Origin of the sequence: Streptomyces cyaneochromogenes (assembly GCF_003963535.1) — a bacterium.
Classification (GTDB): Bacteria; Actinomycetota; Actinomycetes; order Streptomycetales; family Streptomycetaceae; genus Streptomyces; species Streptomyces shaanxiensis.
This window is the reverse complement of the sequence record NZ_CP034539.1, coordinates 8,358,739-8,376,387: the sequence shown is the minus strand read 5'-3', so window position 1 is coordinate 8,376,387 and position 17,649 is coordinate 8,358,739. Positions and strand designations below refer to the sequence as shown.

The window sequence follows — 17,649 nt, the reverse complement described above, 5'->3', positions numbered from 1 at the left end:
GCCGCCGCGGCAGCGACGCGAACGTCCCGGCTCCACGCATCTCGATTGCACCCCTCATGACTGCGACCCGCCCGAAGCCGGGTCCAGTGGCGTGTCCGCGGTAACCGGCGACATCCCCCGCACACATCACCGCAGAGGTCTTCTTGTCCCACCCCAACGCCCGGCTGACCGTCCACGGCAGACGGCTCCTCGTCGACCGGGTCCGAGGCGGCAGGCCCATCGCCCACGTGGCCGATGAGATGGGCATCTCCCGTGCTACAGCCCACAAGTGGGCCCGCCGCTGGAAAGCCGAAGGCGACGCCGGCCTGTACGACCGCCCCAGTCGGCCACGGACCACTCCCCACCGCACTCCCGCCGACGTCGAGGCCCGCATCTGCGAGCTGCGGCGTGAACGAAAGCTCGGCCCAGCGAGGATCGGCCCGATTCTGGGACTGCCCACCTCGACCGTCCACCGAGTTCTTACCCGGTACAACCTGAACCGTCTGCGCTGGTTGGACCGACCCACCGGCCAGGTCATCCGCCGCTACGAACGCGAACGCGCAGGCGAACTGGTCCACGTCGACATCAAGAAACTTGGCAACATCCCTGACGGCGGCGGGCACCGGATCGTGCCCCGCCAGCAGGCTGCTGGCAACTGACAGGCCACAACCGAGGTCCGCAAGGGCGGCAGTCCCGTGATCGGCTACAGCTTCGTCCACACAGCCGTAGACGACCACTCCCGGCTCGCCTACAGCGAAGCCTTGACCGACGAGCGTAAGGAGACCGCCGCAGCCTTCTGGGAGCGCGCCAACTCCTTCTTCGCCGGGCACGGAATCACCGTCGAGCGAGGCCTCACCGACAACGGCTCCTGCTACAGGTCCAAGGTGTTCGCGCAGATCTTGAGCGATGCCGGCATCGTTCACAAACGCACCCGCCCCTACCGCCCGCAAACGAACGGCAAGGTCGAGCGCCTGAATCGCACCCTGCTCGATGAGTGGGCCTATGTACGCCCGTACTCCAGCAATGCCGAACGCACCGACGCCTTGGCGGAATTCATCCACACATACAACCACCACCGCAGCCACACCGCGCTCGGTGGTCAGCCGCCCATCAGTCGAGTCAACAACCCTGCGGGTCAATACAACGGGTGTGATCCTCGACCTGGACGACACCTGCTTCGAGGTCAAGATCGAAGCGGCGCTAGAGGTCGCACGCCCGCACGAGTTCCTCAAGGACTTCTGGTCGGCCAGCCAGCGGGAGCAGTTTGATCGCATCAAGTGGCTGCGCAAGAACTTCTCGGACTACTTCGCCCCGGCCTATCGCGCGGTCAGCCCCTTGGACGAGAACGTTCCCAAGGAGATCAAGCGCGGCGCCGCCGAGTCCATCCTGTCGGTCAAGTTCGTCTACGCGCAGACCAAGATGGATGACACACCGAGCGACAAGGCCCGCACGTTGTCGAAGACGTTCGAGGCCTACTACAAGGTCAACAGCGGGCAGGAGGACCGTCACCAGAGCATCGAGCAGATCGAGACAGCTCTGGCGTCCGCCTCGCAGCAGCTCGACGACAACTACGCCACGCTGTTCGACCCGATCTTTGAGGACCTGCGCACCTTCGGGGTGGGCACCATCACCCCGGTCCAGAAGCCCCGCATCGTCTCCCTCATCGAGGCCTCCGGCATTCTGCGCGGCAGTACCCGCATCCAGTACCCATCCGGGGACGACGACTTCCATATTCCCGAAGGGCACAATGGGCTGGGCTACAGCAAGCTGATCTTTACGATCCTGCAGGTCATCAGCTTTCACCAGACCTATGAGCGCACCACGCCCAAACCGGCGCTGCAGGTGCTGTTCATCGAGGAGCCCGAAGCCCATCTGCATCCCCAGATGCAGGAGACGTTCATCAAGAACATCCAGGACTTCATTGACCGTAAGACGGGCTGGAAGGTGCAGGTGGTCATCACCACGCACTCCTCCCACATCGTTGCCAGCAGCGGCTTCCACACGGTGCGCTACTTCGACCGTTCCGATCCGCAGCTCACGGTCAAGGACCTCTCGACCTTCGAGGCCAATGTGAAGGCCACTCCACAGGGTGACGAGACCCTGCGCTTCCTGCGCCAGTACATGGTCTTGCACCGGTGTGACATGTTCTTCGCGGACAAGGTGATCCTGATCGAGGGCACCGCCGAACGGCTGATCCTGCCGGAGATGGTCCGGCGGTGTGCCAAGGGGCTTCTGCACCAGTACGTATCGGTCATCGAGGTCGGCGACGCCTACGCTGTCCGCTTCCGGGAACTGCTCGCCTTCCTGAACGTCAAGACACTCGTCATCACCGACATCGACTCCGTGTGCCCGAAGCACCGCAAGGCCTGCCCACCCGGCCAGGGGCAGACGGTCACCTCGAATACGACGCTCAAGACCTGGCTGCCCGCAAAGTCCAGCATCGCCGAGCTGCTCGCCACCGACCCGGCTGACAAGGAGCAAGGACACGTCCGCGTCGCCTACCAGATCCCGGAGAAGGATTCGGGAGCCTGCGCGCGGAGCTTCGAGGACGCCTTCATCATCGCCAACGCAGAGTCCCTCGTACGTGGCTTTCGCCAGCTCGCCTTGAAGGCGGCCTTCGTCAAGGAAGTCGGGGCCGACCCCACCGCCGACGACATCGAAGCCAAGGCCTACGACATCGCACAGCAACTCAGCGACCACAAAACGGACTTCGCCTTCGACGTCATGCTCCTGGAGGACTGGGCCGTTCCCCGCTACATCGCCGAAGGACTGCAGTGGCTCGCCTAGACACCCTCGAAGCCGTCGCCACCGAACTGGAAGCCCGGCGCAGCTTCCTCGTCGAAGCAGGGGCCGGCGCCGGCAAGACGACCACCCTGGTACGCGCCCTGCAGCACCTCCTGACCCACCGCCGTGCAGACCTGGAAGCACACGGCCGGCGGATCGCCTGCATCACCTACACCAACGTCGCAAAGAAGAAGATCCACGAACGCATCGCCGCAGATCCGCTCGTCGATGTCGACACCATCCACGAATTCCTGTGGAGTGTCATCCAGCCGTACCAGCATGAGCTCTGGCAGCAAATCCTCGACTACAACAAGGACCTGTCCAAACCAGAAGACCTTGATGACGTCACCGATCCTCCCGCCATCGAGTATTCCGACCGCGGGCGCAGGCTGCACGAGGGGCGCATCTCCCACGACGACGTCATCGCGCTGTCGCTGCGTCTCGTCACGGCCCACCCCAAACTCGTACGCATCATCACCAGCAAGTACCCGGCCATCCTTGTCGACGAGTACCAGGACACCTCACCCAAGACGATCCAGCTGCTGCGGGACCACCTGGCAGGCGCAGGCCGCGAGAAATGCGTGGTCGGCCTCTTCGGCGACTCCATGCAGAAGATCTACGAGTCCGGAGTCGGAGCGGTAAAACGGCCCGGTCTCCTCACCGAGATCACCAAGCACGAGAACTACCGGTGCTCGCCTCCGGTCGTCGAGGTGCTCAACCGGATGCGTCCCGAGCTCACCCAGGATGCCGTCGGCGAGCAGCAGACCGGCGAAGTCCACCTCTTCCTCAACAGCAGCACCCCAGCCGGCCCTGAGCGACTCACCGCCGCCGAAGCAGTCCTGGCCCGGAACGGCTGGACCCGGGAGAACTCCAAGTACCTGCTGCTCACCCACCGAGGGATAGCCGGCACCCTGGAGTACGCGAACCTCCTGGAACAGTACCGAAAGCTGGGCCGCTACGGCCCCGACGACCTCATGGCCCGCAACGAGCCGTACATCCAGTACCTCACACGCGTCGAAGCCGTAAGCACCGCGTTCCACAACAACGACTTCGCCGAGCTGACCGAGCTGCTGGACGAGGGACGGACCCGGATCACCCGTCACGCCCACAAACGCGCGATCAGTGACGCGATCCGTGCACTCGACGCCGTACGCACAACCGGCACCATCGGCGAGGTGCTCGATCTGATGGCCGACGGCCATCTCCTAGCCCTGCCAGGAAAGCTCAAGGACCTGGAACACCGGAGATCCGCAACAAACCTGGACGAGCGCGACCAGCGACGAGCGGACTTCTCCCACAACCTCCGCACCGTGTCCTACCGTGAGGTCATCAGCATCACCCACTTCATCGATGAACTCACCCCGTTCTCGACCCAGCACGGCGTCAAGGGTGACGAATTCGAAAACGTCGTAGTGGTGGTCGACGACCGCGCCTGGAACAGGTACAGCATCGGCAAGATGCTCGCCGGCACCGACAAACCCGACCGCACCGAACGCTCACGCAACCTGTTCTACGTCTGCTGCTCCCGAGCCCAGCGCGGCCTGGCCGTCGTGTTCATCGACGATCTCCCGGACGGAGCAAAGTCCACGCTCCACGCCTGGTTCGAGTCGGGCACCATCCACCCGTGAACTACGTACCAGTCCTACCAGTTGCACATCCCGCACGCTGGCACGTGCAGCGCAGGCCGCCGAGGGGCGACCTGACTCTTGTTCCGCAGGTGAGTAGCCGCGCGCCAGCGCCAGGTATCGGCCCTGCTCGGGGCGTGGAGGTCGAGCGGCTCCGTTGGTACGTCACCGGGCAGTACAGCCGTCTGTGAGGACGGCGTGGTGACACTCGGCCACAAGTTAACTCCGCGAAAACTCATCGGACTTGACGGGAAAATCTCCGGAGTTGTCATTGACATGCCACTGTCTACGCGCGTCATCATGAAGGCATGAGATTCCCCCCACGAATCACTCGCATCGGCGCCGCAGCCGCCGTCCTGTCCGCCCTCCTCGTCGGCGGAACCGTCGCCACGGCTTCCCCCGCAGCCGCCGCGGTCGGCAGCATCTGCTACAGCGACCTGCCCTCCCAGGCGTACGACACCCTGGACCTGATCGAGCAGGGCGGCCCCTACCCGTACTCCCAGGACGGGACCGTCTTCCAGAACCGGGAAGGCATCCTGCCAAGTCAGTCCTCTGGCTACTATCACGAGTACACCGTGATCACGCCGGGCTCCTCCACACGCGGCGCGCGCCGCATCGTCACCGGTGAGGAGACTCGGGAGGACTACTACACGGCCGACCACTACGAGTCCTTCGATCTGATCAACTACGGCTGCTGAGTCCCCCACGACTCAGTCCGAGGTACAGCGCAACGGGCTGGAGGTCCGGTCCTGCGTTCAGCCGGACCTCCAGCTGCCACCAGCAATTGGTCTGCATCACTAAGCAGGTGCATGCGGCATCCGACAGGTGAAACAGGCCCGTCACTCGCCAAACTCCCGGCCTCGCGGTTCGCCGCGTCTGGGCGACAGCGGCGCGGATTGACGTCGCCCCAGTCCCCGACCGCAGAGCTCCTTGCCCCGTGTTCCCCCCACTTCGCCGTAGGCCGCGGGGCAAGGCAGGAACTTGAAGCTGCGGCGGCCGAGTTGGCCGTGCGGCTGGAGCGGGGCCGGAAAGATTTGCCGCGACGGGAGATCACATAGGAGATCGTCGCGTAGGTGTTCGCGGAGCAGTCAGCCGCTGAGAGCGAACCGATCCGGACGTCCCGACGGAGCATGCGCCGGACTCCGCGGCGTCATCAGCACCTCACGGCGTCGGGGTGAGGGTGGGTGCCTGTCGGCGACGCGTGAATCGTGACCCAGTTCCGACGCTTGGGTTCTAAGGTGGATTTGCATGATCGTCGCAACGTTGCAGGCTCATAGTGCCAGAGCGGCGGTGAATGCCTGGGCGGGGGTCTGCCAACTCAGTGTTTTGCGGGGTCGGTTGTTCAGCCGATGCTCGATGCTGCGGAGATCGTCCACGGTGTAGAGCGACAGGTTCGTGCGCTTGGGCAGGTACTGGCGCAGAAGGCCGTTGGTGTTCTCGTTCGTGCCCCGCTGCCAGGGGCTGCCAGGGCGGGCGAAGAAGATGCCGTCGGCGAAGTAGGGCGCGAGTTCATGATGGCGGGCCATCTCGGAGCCCTGGTCCCAGGTGAGACTCCGTCGGGCATGGGCCGGCAGCCGGCTGAGGACGGTGATCAGGGCATCACGTAGGTGGCCGGCCGAGTGTCCCTCGGGCAGCGGGACCAGCCGGAGATAGCGGGTGCGTCGGTCGACGAGGGTGGCGACGGCGGACTGGCTGCGGACGCCCACGACGAGGTCGCCTTCCCAGTCGCCGAGACGCTCGCGCAGCTCGATGACTGGTGGCCTGTGGTCGATCAGGACGGCGGGCGCGACAAATCTCGGCATGCGCTGGTCAGGGCGGCGACGCTTCTTCCTCAGCGGCCGTCCGGTGCGGAGCTTACGCGTCAGAGTCCTGCTCAGGCCGCCTTTCGCGCCCTGGTAGAGGGCTCGGTAGATGGTCTCGTGGCACAGGTGCCGCTCCGGCCGGTCAGGCCAGCGGGTGCGCAGGTGGGACGCGATCTGTTCCGGGCTCCACTCCAGATTCAGCTTCGACTGCACCTCCACCTTCAGTTCAGGATCCGTGGCCAGCTTGGCGCGTCTAGGACGTCCGGCTCGCTCACGGCAGCCGTGATGCGCCTGGTCGGCGTCGTGAGCGCGACGTCATGGTCTTCTCCCTCGTCGCCGGCGAAGGCATGCACGACAGCGCGATCGGCTGGGTCCACCGCCAGCTCAACCTCTGGAACGTCGCCATCACCCGCGCCCGCAGCCACCTCATCGTGGTCGGCGACATGAACCTGTGGCGCAAGTGGGGCGGTGTCGCCACCGAGCTCCTGAACGCCGCCACCACGACCGGGCCTCGCATCGAAGACCATGCGGGAGACGACCTGCTGCAGCGCCTCTACCAGGTCATGTCCACACAGCCGGGAACGACAGCGGCGCTCGGCGAGAGCGTCCACGGCCACCCCGTCGATGTCCTGGTACGAGCCCAGGACGCTGCCCGTCCACAGGCCGTCCTGCTCGACCGCGGGCCGGACGAAGGCGCTGACGAAGCCCGCCACCTGCGCCTGATGCTGCACCGCCGTCGGCTCGTGGACTGCGGCGAAGAGAGCGCTCACGCCCTGCGGTACCCGGCGTGGCGACTGTACGACACGAGCACCCGCTGACCGGTGAACGGCTCTTGGACGCCGGTCACTTCCCGTAGGCCTGCTTCCAACGCGCCCGGTGACGGGAGTCCCCCTGTCCGCGACCGTTCACACGGCTCAGCGCCAAAAGGGACGCTCCGTTGTTCCACAAGCCGAGGTGATCGCGGTGCACAGCGAGAATGCCGTGCTCCACCGCGAACCTCTCAGAAGGACGGCTGAACCTGGTGGTCGTCACAAACACCGCCACGTCGGCCTGGAAGTGGACCTTGGCACCCAGCAGATCACGCAGCTCACGGCTGGCGATGGTGCTGCTGGGCGCGTACCGCTTGCACTGGATCACAAACGTCCGGCCATCCGGCAGACGACCGACGACATCAGCACCGTTGTCGTGCGAACCACCCCCCGCCGCACCTCCGTACACCCGTCCCTACGGCACAAGTCGGCGACCAACTCCTCGAACTCAGTACCCGTCATCGCATCCACCTCGGCCAGGGTCCGCCGACCGGCCTTCACCGCCTCGTCCTGGCGCCAACGGCGGTCCCGAGCACGCACCCTCCGGTCGGTGCGCCACAGCCACCAGCCCACGGCTCCGATACCGCCGAGGACCACACTCCCAACGACGTACGGCCACACCTCCGACCAGAACACCATCAGCACGATCAGCAGCCCGCCACCCCCGAGCACGATCGGCTTCGCTCCTGTCGCCCGCGCACGACGACGAACCGGATTCCGTCCACGTCGAACAGCCATCTCGCCCTCCCCCGAACCTTCCTGAAGCGAGAGTCTCGGCAACGCAGGACAAGCCCCGTCCCGACCGGCCGGATAAAAGGTCGGCTGTATCGAGGTCCGCACCGTGTTCGGCTCGCTTCTCGCCATGGGAGTGGGCCAGGTTGCGGTAGGTCCGCAGCAGGTCCGAGGACAGGGGAAGCCGTCCGCGTGGGGTGCGAGCACGCAGCGCCCGAGCCCGGAGGGGTCGACTCCATGAGCCCGAGGGCAACGAGGCACCGTATGATTTGGATCCGAACAATTCTGATGTCTCATGCCTTCACAGGCGGCCCGAAGGAGCGTGCTCGTGCCCGGCCATCGATCCATCGCCGAAGCCGAGAAACTGGCAGCGGCCAGGCTCGGCGGTATCCCCGTCCGGCATGACCAGATGGCCGTTGTCGCCAACATCTATCGCGCCGCCTCGGCGGTGCGGCAGCACCTGGAGAACTCCGTGCTGCGCGGTGTCGACCTGACCTGGACCGCCTTCGTGGTGCTCTGGGTCATCTGGATCTGGGGCGAGTCGGAGACGCGGCACGTGGCCGAAGAGGCCGGGATTTCCAAGGGCACGCTCACGGGGGTGGCCCGGACGTTGGAAGGACGAGGGCTTGTGCAGCGAGCAGACCATCCCACCGACGGCAGGCTGGTGCTCCTGAGCCTGACCGACGAAGGGCAGGAGCTGATGCAGCGCCTCTTTCCGGCGTTCAACGAGGAGGAAGCCTTCGTCACCGGGCAGCTCAGCGACGCGGACTGCCGAACCGTCGCCGACGGACTGCGCCGGGTGGTGCTGCAGGTGGAGGAGAACGGCGAGCAGCGCCGCCAGGATCTGCTGGGCGGTGCCGCCCCCGCGCCACGCCGCAGCGGCCGCCGCAAGGCCTGAGCCGCAGCAGTCCCGGACGAGGGAGCCCGGATCTCTGCGGCTAGCCCCCGGGCCCAACTCCCCCGATGTGTGGCTGGACTCGGTGAACGCGGCGTGGCTCGCCACGGCTGCCTGGGGTGTCGCGATGGGGGTGCGGCACGTGGTGGTCCTCCGGGCCCATCTGCTGACCCTCCGGCGGATCGACCAGCCGCTCGCCTGGCGCGAGTTGACGGTGGCTCAGCTGACCTTGCTGTGGCAGAAGCCGCCGCGCGGACTGCCGCCTGCGCCGGCACGCGTGGAGCGCCGCATCAGCGGCCGGGACCAGTTCGAGGCGCTCCTCGCCGAGCCGGGACCGATACCCGCGCGCCCGTCCTTCCCTCCCGCTCTCCCGGCGATGGCGACGGCTGCGGGGCATTCACCCTCCCCGCAGCCACGCGGGACCGGGGCGGCGTCGACGAGGCCCGGGCGGCGAGCACACCCTTGTGCCGGTGCGTTGGCCACGGCGCAGCTCGTCCAGGCCGCCCCTGCCATCCGGGCCGCGTCCGAGGAGGCCCCCGCGCCGGCCGCTCTCGCGCACCCGATCATCGCCGGAGCACTGAGCGTGCCAGCCTTCACCCGGGCCGGCCTGGGCAGCCTGCGCTTCACCCGCGACCTCGACATCACCGGCGACGTCTGCGCCATCGAGCTCCACCGGGTCGGCCATCGGCTCTGCCCTTTGCACGCCGTCCCTGCCTGGGCACGCCCGCTGCTGGCCGGCGCCCGCGCCTGACGGCCCACTCTCCCGAGGAGGGCGGCGTGTTCGCCCCCGCCATGGTCGCCGAAGCACCCTCGTCCCATGAGCTGTGTGTGCCGACCGCCCGCATTGCGCGCCACCCCGCTCTGTCCGCCTGGCGTGAAGTCAGCAGCTGCCGGGCAGGTGCAGGGCTTTCAGCAGGCCTGGGAGTGTGGGCAGGACTTCGTCGTAGAGGGTCTCCTGTTCGCAGCCGCGCCCGCCGGTTCGAGCGATCTCGTCGGCCAGATCGCGCAGAGCCTCGATACCCTGGTGCGCAAGCCGGGCGGCGAGCTTGCGGTTCTCCTCCGGTTTCGCGGGCTCCTGGTGGTATTTGGTGCTGGCACGGTAAAGGTCGGCGGTCATCGCGACGGGTGTGACGGGCCGCCCAATGCGGTCGGCGAGGTTGCCGATGATGCGGACGCCGTGGGCGTGGAGGTCGTCCATGCCGCGACGGGCAGACCGTCGAGGCCGCAGAGGAATTCGGCCAGGCCTTCGGTTGCGTAGCCCTTGCCCCAGATGCACAGCCAGGTGTCGGCGATCTCCGGAATCTTGCAGACCTGTTCGAAGGTGTCCTCGTTCTCGATCAGGAAGATGCCCTGGGCATCGCTTCCACCTGGCGGAGCAGTCGCCTGCGAAGTACGCCTCTCCCGTCATCCACGACGCCATCCCGGTCGAGGACAAGGAGATGCGCCTGCCGCTCGAAGTGATGGAGCGCGCCTCGGCTCCCCCCTTTGAAGGGAATACCGGGGACGGTCAGGTGGAGCTGTCGCTGGTCGTGCGGCTCGGGTCGGCCGCCCATGAGGCCAGCATGCGCAGGCTGTCGTGGGTCGGGGTGCCGGACTCGGCGGTCCAGACGATGATGTGCAGGTAGGGGTCGGCGGCCCAGGTGACGGCGTTCCAGTCCAGGTGCAGGTCCCCGACGACAGGGTGGCGCAGGTGTTTGGTGCCGGTGTCGCAGAAGGCGACGTGGTGCGCGCCCCACCACTGGCGGAACTGCTCGTCCCGGGCGGAGAGTTCCCCCACGATGGCAGCGAGTTGCGGGTCCCCGGGGTTGTTCGTGTTGTGCATCCGCATCAGGGCGATGGCCTGCCGGGTGACACCCTCCCAGTCCGCGTACAGCTGGCGCATCGCGGGGTCGGTGATGAGCAGCCTGATGTGGTAACGCTGCTTCTCGGGGATCTTGGCGAAGTCGGTGATCAGGGCGGCGCCCATGGCGTTCCAGGCGACGATCTCGGTGCGCGGTCCGATCACGAAGGCGGGGGTGTGCGCCATGTCGTCGATCATGCGCTGCAGCTGCGGCTGCGCCTTGGGGCGAGGCTTCCGGCGGGGCGGGCGGAACTCCTCCTTGGCCGCGAGCTCGTACAGGTAGGCCCGCTGGTCGTCGTCCAGGTGCAGGACGCGGGCCAGGGACTCCAGCACGGACGGCGAGGGCTGGATACGGCCCTGCTCGAGGCGGGCGTAGTAGTCGGTGCTGATGGCCGCCAGTACGGCGATCTCCTCACGGCGCAGACCCGCGACGCGCCGCGGGCCGCCGCCGTCGGGCAGGCCGACGGCGGCCGGGTCGAGCTCGGCGCGGCGCGCCTTGAGGAATTCCCCCAGATCGTGGCGGTGAGGATCGCGGTTCATGCCATCACCCTGACATCGGAGAGCGGTGTTGTCAGGGGGAGAGATTTGTCCCTGGAAGCCCCTCACCTTCAAGATGAAGTGCGACCTGCGGCCGTCACCACGGGTTCAGCGGACGCGGGTCCACTTCCCGTGGAGCTGGACAAACTCGCCACCGATGACGGAGCCGGCCATGCAGGTCCCCTCGGTGTAGTCCTCGATGTGGGTGACGTGGTCACCGGCTCGGTCCAGCGCACGACGTACAGGCCGGCGCGGAGCTGGGTGGTTCTGGGTTCAGGCGGCCAGGGCGGCGCGGCCGGCGCGGAAGAACGCGGTCTGCTGCGCGACGCGGGCGCCGAGGCCCTCGGCGGTGGCGATGTCCGCCTTGTGGACCGCTTCCGGACCGGCATCGACCGGGGTCTGGGCGCCCGCACCGGCGAAGTAGCCCAGACGGTTGATGTCGTCCTCGCTGCCTTCGGTGGAGGCCCAGCCCGGCTGCACGCCGAGGCTGACCCAGTGCATGCCGTGCTGGGCGGCCAGGGTGAAGAAATAGCCCAGGGTCGAGGACTTGTCGCCGTTCTTCGCACCGGAGTTGGTGAACCCGGCGGCGATCTTGTCGGCCCAGGTCTGGGTGTACCAGCGCTTGCTGCTGGCCTCGGCGAAGGTGTGGAAGGCGGCGGAGGCGGTGCCCATGTAGGTGGGGGCACCGAAGATGATCGCGTCGGCGGCGTCCAGCTGTACCCACTGCTCATCCGTGATCGTGTCCACAGGAATGGAGATCACCTCGGCCCCGGCCTGCGCGGCACCACGCGCCACGGCCTCGGCTATCACGGCGGTGTGGCCGTAGCCGGAATGGAAAGCGACGGCGACAGCGGGACGGGAGAGAGAGGACATGGGGATATTGCTCCTCGGAAAGCATTGCGTGAATCGTGCTCCGGAAGCGTGACACGAAATCCGAATGCGAAGGTAGGAAGGATTAGTCCCTGGCTGCGCTGTCCCTGCTTTTATGCCCGGGCCACCTGTTGGTTTTACGAATTCATGGCGCAGGTTGCCGCCCAGGAGGAGAGGAAGCTCAGCCCCGCATAGGTGCGCGAACCGGGTTCGGCGCTCCAGACGATCAGTTGCCGGTCGGGGTCGGCCACGTAGGTGAGAGCGTCCCAGGCGAGGGTGAGTTCACCGGCGACCGGGTGGCGGAACACCTTGGTACCTCCGGTGCGGGGCACCCCATGACCGCCTCCCCACCACCCCATGGCCGGGTCGGTGAAGAGCTGCCGGACTTAATTGCGCTGCCGCACGGGGACCTCGGCGAAATCGGTGCCGGACAAGGCGGTGGCCATCGGGTTCCACGCCAGGACGTCCAGGTACCGGCCCAGGATCACCCCCGGGGGTCACGCTGAGCTCGTTCAGTACGGTACGCAGTCGCGGATGCGCCTTCTGCGGCGCCCGACCGGCGTCGGCCTCATTCCGGCCAGCTCGAACATATGGTTCCGTTGGTCGTCGCTCAGGTGCAGGACCCGGACGAGCTCGGACAGCACGGACGCGGAGGAGTTGTGCGCCCCTGCTCCAAGCGGGTGCAGTAGTCGGTGCTGATCGCCGCCAGCATGGCGCCCTCGTCCCGGCGCAGGCCGGCCACGCGGCGCGGGCGGTCACTTTCGGGCAGGCCGACCGTACTGGGGCTGAGCTCGACCCGACCGGCCTTCAGGAATTGGCCCAGCTCCTTACTGCTGTTCATACTGGCCAGTGTGCGCTGTCCGCTACGCGGCCGGGTAGGACAGTTTTATCCCTGGATACGCCTCTCCGAGCGTGGAATTCTCCTCCGTACAATCCCTGCGGTCGGTGACAGAGCCAGAGACCGGGAATTGTTTGCACAGGCCGTCGACGCTTCTGCATACCCCATTGGCCATCGTCGAGAAATCCGGCACGTCCGTGCGACACCGCTGCCCGGACATCAGTACCTGTTTTCGATCCTCGGTCTCGTCACGGTCAACTTCCGTGCCCGGCCTGCTGGTTGGCGGTGAACCCATGCCCGAAGAGATCGAGCTGTGCGCGGGCGCGGCGGAGGGGCGGCGGATGAGGGCTCCTTCACGGTGAAGGAGCCGCTGTTCCGCCTGTCCGAGGACATCGGGATGTCCTACTGCACGGTGAAGCAGGCCCGGCAGACCGCGTCGAAGTGGCCCAAGGACCGGCGGGTTGCGGAGGTGTCGTTCACCGTCCACAACATCCTCGCGTCGATCGCCGATGACGAGGAACGGTTCGCGGCGATCCTGACGCCGCCGCTCCAGAAGGAGGATGTCCGCCAAAGGGGACCAATCCCAGCACAGCTGACAACCCGCTCAACCCGAGCGTCACATCATGTGACACCAAACCGCACTCGCTGCATGGCTCCTACTCGCCCCCGTAGGTACCGGGCGTCTGCCCGGTCACGCGCTGAAAGGCGGCGATGAAGGCGCTGGGCTTTCGGTATCCCACAGCCCGCGCGGTGGCCTTGACGGACGTGCCGGTCGCCAGATGGCCCACTGCGGCGCGGACACGGACCCGAGTCCTCCACTGCGAGAAGGTCAGTCCCGTCTCGGCGAGGAAGAGCCGCGACAGAGTACGCACCCCGCTGTGCACCTCCGCCGCCCACATCGCCAGTTCTCGCTGATCTCCGGGCGAGTCGATGAGTCGCTCGGTGATCGTACGCAAGCGCGGTTCGGCGGGCATGGGCACCTGGATCGAGTGGGCCGGCAGCGGCCGGAGGACCTCGAAGAGGAGAGCTTCGGCATGCCGGCGGCTCGCCGCGTCCGGCTCGGCCCGCAGGTATCGGATGAGCTCACGAAGCAGCGGCCCGACGGCGACGCCGGTGGGCTGCGCCCAGTCGATGGGGCAGCGCGTGGCCATGAACCGGATGACGCACAGTTCACCGGCGTGCCGTGTCGTCCCCGTGTGCTCGACGCGGCCGGGAATCCACAGGCCGTGCCCCGGAGGTACCAGCCAGTCGTGCGAGACCGTGCGCAGGGTGACGGAAGTGGTCGACGCCCACAACAGCATCGGCTCCGCATGGGTATGGGGTGCCATCTGGAGGGGCGGATGCGCACGCCGGTGATCGATGCCCAGGATCGGAGAGGCGGTTCCCTCGCCCAGAGCTGTCACCTGAGCCAAGACGCTCACCTCTCCATCCGCCGATCCGTCCCGTCCCAGCCCACCAGTCCCGTTCGCCCCGTGCTCCGATCACGGTCTGGCCGTTCCGGGGTATCGCATGGCCACCATGCGCACAAGCGCCATTCTACGGTTAGGCATGCCTTACTTGATGCCCGGGCGTGGTGCGTACCCACCCACCTCCCGTTGCGGCGTCGACGCAGAGGAAGAGGACGTCACCATGAACCGGATCAAGCCCGTCAGCCGTCGGGTGCTGTCGGTCGCAGTCGTGCGCAAGGAGTGGAGGCCCGGAAACTTCCTGCTGGTGACCGTGGGCGGAGAGGACCTCAAGGACTTCCGGCCGATCGGAGTCGACCAGGCATTCAGGCTCCTGTTCCGGCGGCCCGGCCAGGACCGGCTCTGGCTGCCCTCCCGGTCCGACGCCACATGGATGGCGCAGTACATGATGACGGGCAAGGCGGCACGCCCCTACGTCCGTTTCTACACGGTCCGGCACTTCTGGCCCGACCGCAACGAACTGGACATCGAGTTCGTGCTCCACGAAGGGGACAGTCCGGCCTCCACCTGGGCGCGGGGTGCCCGCCCCGGCGAACCGGTCGGCATCCTCGACGAGGGAGCCACCTACAGCCCGCCCCATGGCGTGGAATGGCAACTGCTCGTAGGGGACGAGACCGCGGTACCGGCCATCCTGTCCATCCTGGACTCCGACGAGGGCGCGTTGCCCAGCGAAGTGTTCCTCGAGGTACCCAGCAGCGCGGACATCCAGAAGTTGAACACGCCACAGAACGTCAGCGTGCACTGGCTTCCGCGCGACGGCCGCCCCGGACTTCCGGGGCGCTACGCGCTCGAGACCGTGATGAAGGCCGCCCTGCCGGCAGGGCGCTTCGCCACCTTCGTGGCGGGTGAGAATCACCTGCCCACGACACTGCGGCGGCACCTCGTCCATGAGCGCGGCGTCGACAAGTCCGACATCACTTTCGTCGGTTACTGGCGGCACGGCAGGGCGACTCCGGGATGACGACCGGTTCGTTCGGTCAAGGCCGCCCGCGTGGACCGCCCTTCGCACCCCACTCCGGAGGCAGATCTCGCTCGACGCGGCACGTGGCCGAAAAGGCCGGGATTTCCAAGGGCACGCTCACGGGGGTGGCCCGGACGTTGGAAGGACGAGGGCTTGTGCAGCGAGCAGACCATCCCACCGACGGCAGGCTGGTGCTCCTGAGCCTGACCGACGAAGGGCAGGAGCTGATGCAGCGCCTCTTTCCGGCGTTCAACGAGGAGGAAGCCTTCGTAAGCTGGTTGCAGGCCAGCGAACGCGCTCGTTCCACTTCTCGGGGTCGGAGGCCACCTCCCACGTCGCCACCAGTCCCTCGGCCACGGCGTGGAAGCGGAGCAGCAGCAGTACGGCGGCGTCCTCGGGGGCCTGGGGCCAGGACGGCGTCGGCGGGCCGACCGAGGACTTCTTTCGGACGCCGGACCGAACAGCTCCTCGGCTTCCCGGCTCCACCCGGTGAACCGCAGGCCCTGGTCCAGCACCGCGGTCGCGCCGACGGGCGCCGGCATGACTGAGGAAAGCCTGCCGTGTGGCCGGAATGGCTGGTCACGCCCTTTGAAAATGCTCGTCATCGCCGCTCCTGAAGCCGGTGCAGGAGAGTTTCGGCTCATTCAGGGTACGGCCGGTCGCCCCCCGGTGACGCCTGCGCGCGATGGGCCGCGAGGAGCCGGCGCAGGGCGTCGACACTCTCCTTGGTGCGGTCCGGCGCGCCGGACGTGACCTGGTGGAAGACCAGGCCGTCCAGAGCCGCGAAGACGATCTCCGTCATCTCCTGTGACACGTCGAAGCAGGCCAAGGCCTCTCGGACGGCGTCGCGATAGGCGTCGTAGAGCACGTCCACGTGGTGGCACAGCTCCGGCCGTCGGCGGGATTCGAGCTTCAGCTCATACTGGAAGGCCTGGACGTCGGGGTCGGCCGCGATGAAGTCGGCCAGGGTCGCGGCGAAGTCCTCCAGCCTTCCACTGGCGGGCACCAGCGAGGACGTCTCGATGCTGCGGGTGACACACCACCGCAGCGCCTCTTCGAGCAGGGCGTCACGCGATCCGAAGTGGTGGGCTACCAGCCCGTGCGTGACACCGGCTTCGGCTGCGACGGCACGGTAGGTCAGCTTGCGCAGGCCGCCCCGGGCCACCACCCTGACGGCCGCCGCCAGGAGCGCCTCCCGCCCTTCGCCGTAACCGGGCCGGGCCTCCTGGCCGGCCTCGCAGTCCGTCTCTGCCACGGCAGTCACTCGCCCTCCCTCTGCCTACCGCCCCCAAAGGTCAATCTATCCTATTGACAAGTTATCCAGATGGATAGATTCTCGCTGCAGCGCATGCCACCTCTCTCCACTGGAGTCCCCATGGCCATCCCCGAAGGACTGAGCACCACCCCGTTCGCTCCCCGCTACGCGGACCGGGTCGAGGAGTGGATCGACGTCTACGGCAACGCCGTACCGCTGGCCATCGGTGATCCGGCCGAGGAGTACGAGGCGATCCGCACCACCGTCGGGGCCTCCGAGTACTCGATGCTCTACAAGTGGCATGTCGAGGGTGAGGACGCGGTCCCCGCCGTCGACGCCGTCTTCTCGCGCAGCGTCAAGGGGCTGGGCGCCGGACGCATCGCCTACGGGGTCGTGGTCGACGACGACGGGATGATGGTGGACGACGTGACCGTGGCCGTCCTCGCGCCTGACCACGTCGTCGTCACCGGCGGCAATCCGGCCACCCAGCAGTCGCTGGCCGCGCACACCCCCGCCGGGACCACGGTCACCGAGCGCCGCGACGAGTCCGCCGTCCTGACCCTGCAGGGCCCGCGCAGCCGCGACGTCCTGCAGCGCCTCACCCACGTCGACGTGTCCAACGCCGCGTTCCCCTACTACACCTTCGTGCGCGACGCCCTCATCGCCGGCATTCCCGCACAGGTCAGCCGGCTCGGGTTCACCGCCGAGCTCGGCTACGAGATCCAGGTCCCGCGGGAGCGCGCGCTGGAGCTGTGGGACGCGGTCCTCGAGGCCGGAGCGGACCTGGGTATCAGGGCGTTCGGCGCCCTCGCCCTGCTGACCTGCCGCACCGAGGCCGGGATGATCATGGGTGAGCTGGAGTACGACCACACGGTCACCCCGTTCGAGTGCCGGATGGGCTGGGCGCTCGACTTCGACAAGGGCCCCTTCCAGGGCCGGGACGCACTGCTGGCGAAGAAGGACAGCGTCACCGGCCGCGTCGTCAGCGTCGTCGTGGACGCCGCGCCGGAGGCCGCCGAGGGCGCCCGGCTGGAGTTGGACGGCCGGGACATCGGCTACGTGACGATGGCGCTGCCCTCCCCCGTCCTCGACGGAGTCACCCTCGGCCTGGCCCGGGTGCACCGCGACGCCGTGAAGTCCGGCACCGCGCTGACCGCCGTCGCCGCCGACGGTTCCAAGGCCGACGCCACGGTCCGGCCCACGCCCGTGTACGACCCCGAGCGCGCCCGCGTGCGGGCCTGACCCGACGGAGTTCC

At 67.4% G+C, this 17,649-nt stretch carries 20 protein-coding genes and 3 pseudogenes; 11 read left to right on the top strand and 12 right to left on the bottom strand.

Annotated elements, in window-relative coordinates; all coding sequences use genetic code 11:
- Nucleotides 1-143: 143 nt before the first annotated feature.
- The 4 genes and pseudogenes from EJ357_RS37870 to EJ357_RS37855 form a co-directional block, all read left to right on the top strand.
- Nucleotides 144-1,121, top strand: a pseudogene (locus EJ357_RS37870) (IS481 family transposase); the annotation flags it as partial.
- On the top strand, nucleotides 1,075-2,766 hold the full coding sequence (locus EJ357_RS37865; protein ID WP_228472733.1) for an ATP-dependent nuclease: 1,692 nt from the start codon (nucleotides 1,075-1,077) through the stop codon (nucleotides 2,764-2,766). The pseudogene EJ357_RS37870 and the gene EJ357_RS37865, both read left to right, overlap by 47 nt.
- A complete protein-coding gene (locus EJ357_RS37860) occupies nucleotides 2,754-4,391 on the top strand; it encodes a UvrD-helicase domain-containing protein (protein WP_126396175.1) in 1,638 nt (545 codons plus the stop codon). The genes EJ357_RS37865 and EJ357_RS37860 overlap by 13 nt, the downstream gene beginning before the upstream one ends.
- Nucleotides 4,392-4,696: 305 nt before the next feature.
- Entirely contained in the window at nucleotides 4,697-5,086 is a 390-nt protein-coding gene (locus tag EJ357_RS37855) for a ribonuclease domain-containing protein (RefSeq protein ID WP_126396174.1), read from the top strand.
- 573 nt (nucleotides 5,087-5,659) lie between these two features.
- Here the strand turns inward: EJ357_RS37855 and EJ357_RS37850 are convergent.
- Nucleotides 5,660-6,439 (bottom strand): annotated as a pseudogene (locus EJ357_RS37850) (IS30 family transposase); the annotation flags it as partial.
- Nucleotides 6,440-6,507: 68 nt separating this feature from the next.
- On the opposite strand from EJ357_RS37850, the gene EJ357_RS37845 reads away from it, so the two are divergent.
- Complete coding sequence (locus EJ357_RS37845; RefSeq protein WP_126396172.1) at nucleotides 6,508-7,008, top strand: hypothetical protein; 501 nt, start codon at nucleotides 6,508-6,510, stop codon at nucleotides 7,006-7,008.
- Nucleotides 7,009-7,033: 25 nt separating this feature from the next.
- Here the strand turns inward: EJ357_RS37845 and EJ357_RS49740 are convergent, their stop codons facing one another.
- The gene (locus EJ357_RS49740) at nucleotides 7,034-7,327 is read right to left on the bottom strand and encodes a restriction endonuclease (RefSeq protein WP_267132822.1); all 294 of its coding nucleotides are present in this window, start codon (nucleotides 7,325-7,327) and stop codon (nucleotides 7,034-7,036) included.
- Nucleotides 7,324-7,671, bottom strand: a complete 348-nt coding sequence (locus tag EJ357_RS49735; RefSeq protein WP_228473284.1) for a hypothetical protein — start codon at nucleotides 7,669-7,671, stop codon at nucleotides 7,324-7,326. The genes EJ357_RS49740 and EJ357_RS49735 overlap by 4 nt, the downstream gene beginning before the upstream one ends.
- Before the next feature lie 388 nt (nucleotides 7,672-8,059).
- Here EJ357_RS49735 and EJ357_RS37835 point away from each other — a divergent pair, with 388 nt between their 5' ends.
- Nucleotides 8,060-8,629 carry a MarR family winged helix-turn-helix transcriptional regulator gene (locus tag EJ357_RS37835; RefSeq protein ID WP_126396171.1) on the top strand — a complete coding sequence of 190 codons (570 nt, stop codon included), beginning with the start codon at nucleotides 8,060-8,062 and terminating at the stop codon, nucleotides 8,627-8,629.
- An 82-nt stretch (nucleotides 8,630-8,711) separates the two neighbouring features.
- Nucleotides 8,712-9,377, top strand: a complete 666-nt coding sequence (locus EJ357_RS37830; RefSeq protein WP_126396170.1) for a hypothetical protein — start codon at nucleotides 8,712-8,714, stop codon at nucleotides 9,375-9,377.
- Between the two features lie 129 nt (nucleotides 9,378-9,506).
- Here EJ357_RS37830 and EJ357_RS37825 read toward each other — a convergent pair whose 3' ends face one another.
- From EJ357_RS37825 to EJ357_RS50600, 7 genes are all read right to left on the bottom strand, one after another.
- Nucleotides 9,507-9,824 carry a Wadjet anti-phage system protein JetD domain-containing protein gene (locus tag EJ357_RS37825; RefSeq protein ID WP_267132821.1) on the bottom strand — a complete coding sequence of 106 codons (318 nt, stop codon included), beginning with the start codon at nucleotides 9,822-9,824 and terminating at the stop codon, nucleotides 9,507-9,509.
- Nucleotides 9,740-9,928, bottom strand: coding sequence for a hypothetical protein (locus tag EJ357_RS50320; protein WP_267132866.1), 189 nt, complete (start codon nucleotides 9,926-9,928; stop codon nucleotides 9,740-9,742). Before EJ357_RS50320 ends, EJ357_RS37825 begins: the two co-directional genes overlap by 85 nt.
- Before the next feature lie 205 nt (nucleotides 9,929-10,133).
- Nucleotides 10,134-11,006 carry a helix-turn-helix transcriptional regulator gene (locus EJ357_RS37820; RefSeq protein ID WP_126396169.1) on the bottom strand — a complete coding sequence of 291 codons (873 nt, stop codon included), beginning with the start codon at nucleotides 11,004-11,006 and terminating at the stop codon, nucleotides 10,134-10,136.
- Between the two features lie 270 nt (nucleotides 11,007-11,276).
- Nucleotides 11,277-11,876: a flavodoxin family protein gene (locus tag EJ357_RS37815; protein WP_175647660.1), complete on the bottom strand. Its 600-nt coding sequence runs from the start codon at nucleotides 11,874-11,876 to the stop codon at nucleotides 11,277-11,279.
- Between the two features lie 134 nt (nucleotides 11,877-12,010).
- A complete protein-coding gene (locus tag EJ357_RS50610) occupies nucleotides 12,011-12,205 on the bottom strand; it encodes an MmyB family transcriptional regulator (protein WP_323377652.1) in 195 nt (64 codons plus the stop codon).
- Nucleotides 12,206-12,259: 54 nt separating this feature from the next.
- Nucleotides 12,260-12,319, bottom strand: a complete 60-nt coding sequence (locus EJ357_RS50605; RefSeq protein ID WP_323378086.1) for a hypothetical protein — start codon at nucleotides 12,317-12,319, stop codon at nucleotides 12,260-12,262.
- Between the two features lie 164 nt (nucleotides 12,320-12,483).
- Nucleotides 12,484-12,714, bottom strand: coding sequence for a hypothetical protein (locus EJ357_RS50600; protein WP_323377651.1), 231 nt, complete (start codon nucleotides 12,712-12,714; stop codon nucleotides 12,484-12,486).
- 394 nt (nucleotides 12,715-13,108) lie between these two features.
- On the opposite strand from EJ357_RS50600, the gene EJ357_RS49730 reads away from it, so the two are divergent.
- Complete coding sequence (locus EJ357_RS49730) at nucleotides 13,109-13,426, top strand: DUF6192 family protein (protein WP_228473229.1); 318 nt, start codon at nucleotides 13,109-13,111, stop codon at nucleotides 13,424-13,426.
- Here EJ357_RS49730 and EJ357_RS37800 read toward each other — a convergent pair.
- Complete coding sequence (locus EJ357_RS37800; protein WP_228473228.1) at nucleotides 13,368-14,114, bottom strand: helix-turn-helix transcriptional regulator; 747 nt, start codon at nucleotides 14,112-14,114, stop codon at nucleotides 13,368-13,370. The two genes, EJ357_RS49730 and EJ357_RS37800, sit on opposite strands and share 59 nt — an antisense overlap.
- A 226-nt stretch (nucleotides 14,115-14,340) precedes the next feature.
- On the opposite strand from EJ357_RS37800, the gene EJ357_RS37795 reads away from it, so the two are divergent.
- Both EJ357_RS37795 and EJ357_RS37790 read left to right on the top strand, forming a co-directional pair.
- Nucleotides 14,341-15,138 (top strand): siderophore-interacting protein, encoded by a 798-nt coding sequence (locus EJ357_RS37795; RefSeq protein ID WP_126396167.1) that lies wholly within the window; start codon nucleotides 14,341-14,343, stop codon nucleotides 15,136-15,138.
- A 74-nt stretch (nucleotides 15,139-15,212) separates the two neighbouring features.
- Nucleotides 15,213-15,461, top strand: a pseudogene (locus EJ357_RS37790) (MarR family transcriptional regulator); the annotation flags it as partial.
- A 317-nt stretch (nucleotides 15,462-15,778) separates the two neighbouring features.
- On the opposite strand, the gene EJ357_RS37785 reads toward EJ357_RS37790, so the two are convergent.
- On the bottom strand, nucleotides 15,779-16,402 hold the full coding sequence (locus EJ357_RS37785; protein WP_126396166.1) for a TetR/AcrR family transcriptional regulator: 624 nt from the start codon (nucleotides 16,400-16,402) through the stop codon (nucleotides 15,779-15,781).
- A gap of 111 nt (nucleotides 16,403-16,513) precedes the next feature.
- Here EJ357_RS37785 and EJ357_RS37780 point away from each other — a divergent pair, with 111 nt between their 5' ends.
- Nucleotides 16,514-17,635 carry an aminomethyltransferase family protein gene (locus EJ357_RS37780; protein ID WP_175647659.1) on the top strand — a complete coding sequence of 374 codons (1,122 nt, stop codon included), beginning with the start codon at nucleotides 16,514-16,516 and terminating at the stop codon, nucleotides 17,633-17,635.
- Nucleotides 17,636-17,649: the final 14 nt, after the last annotated feature.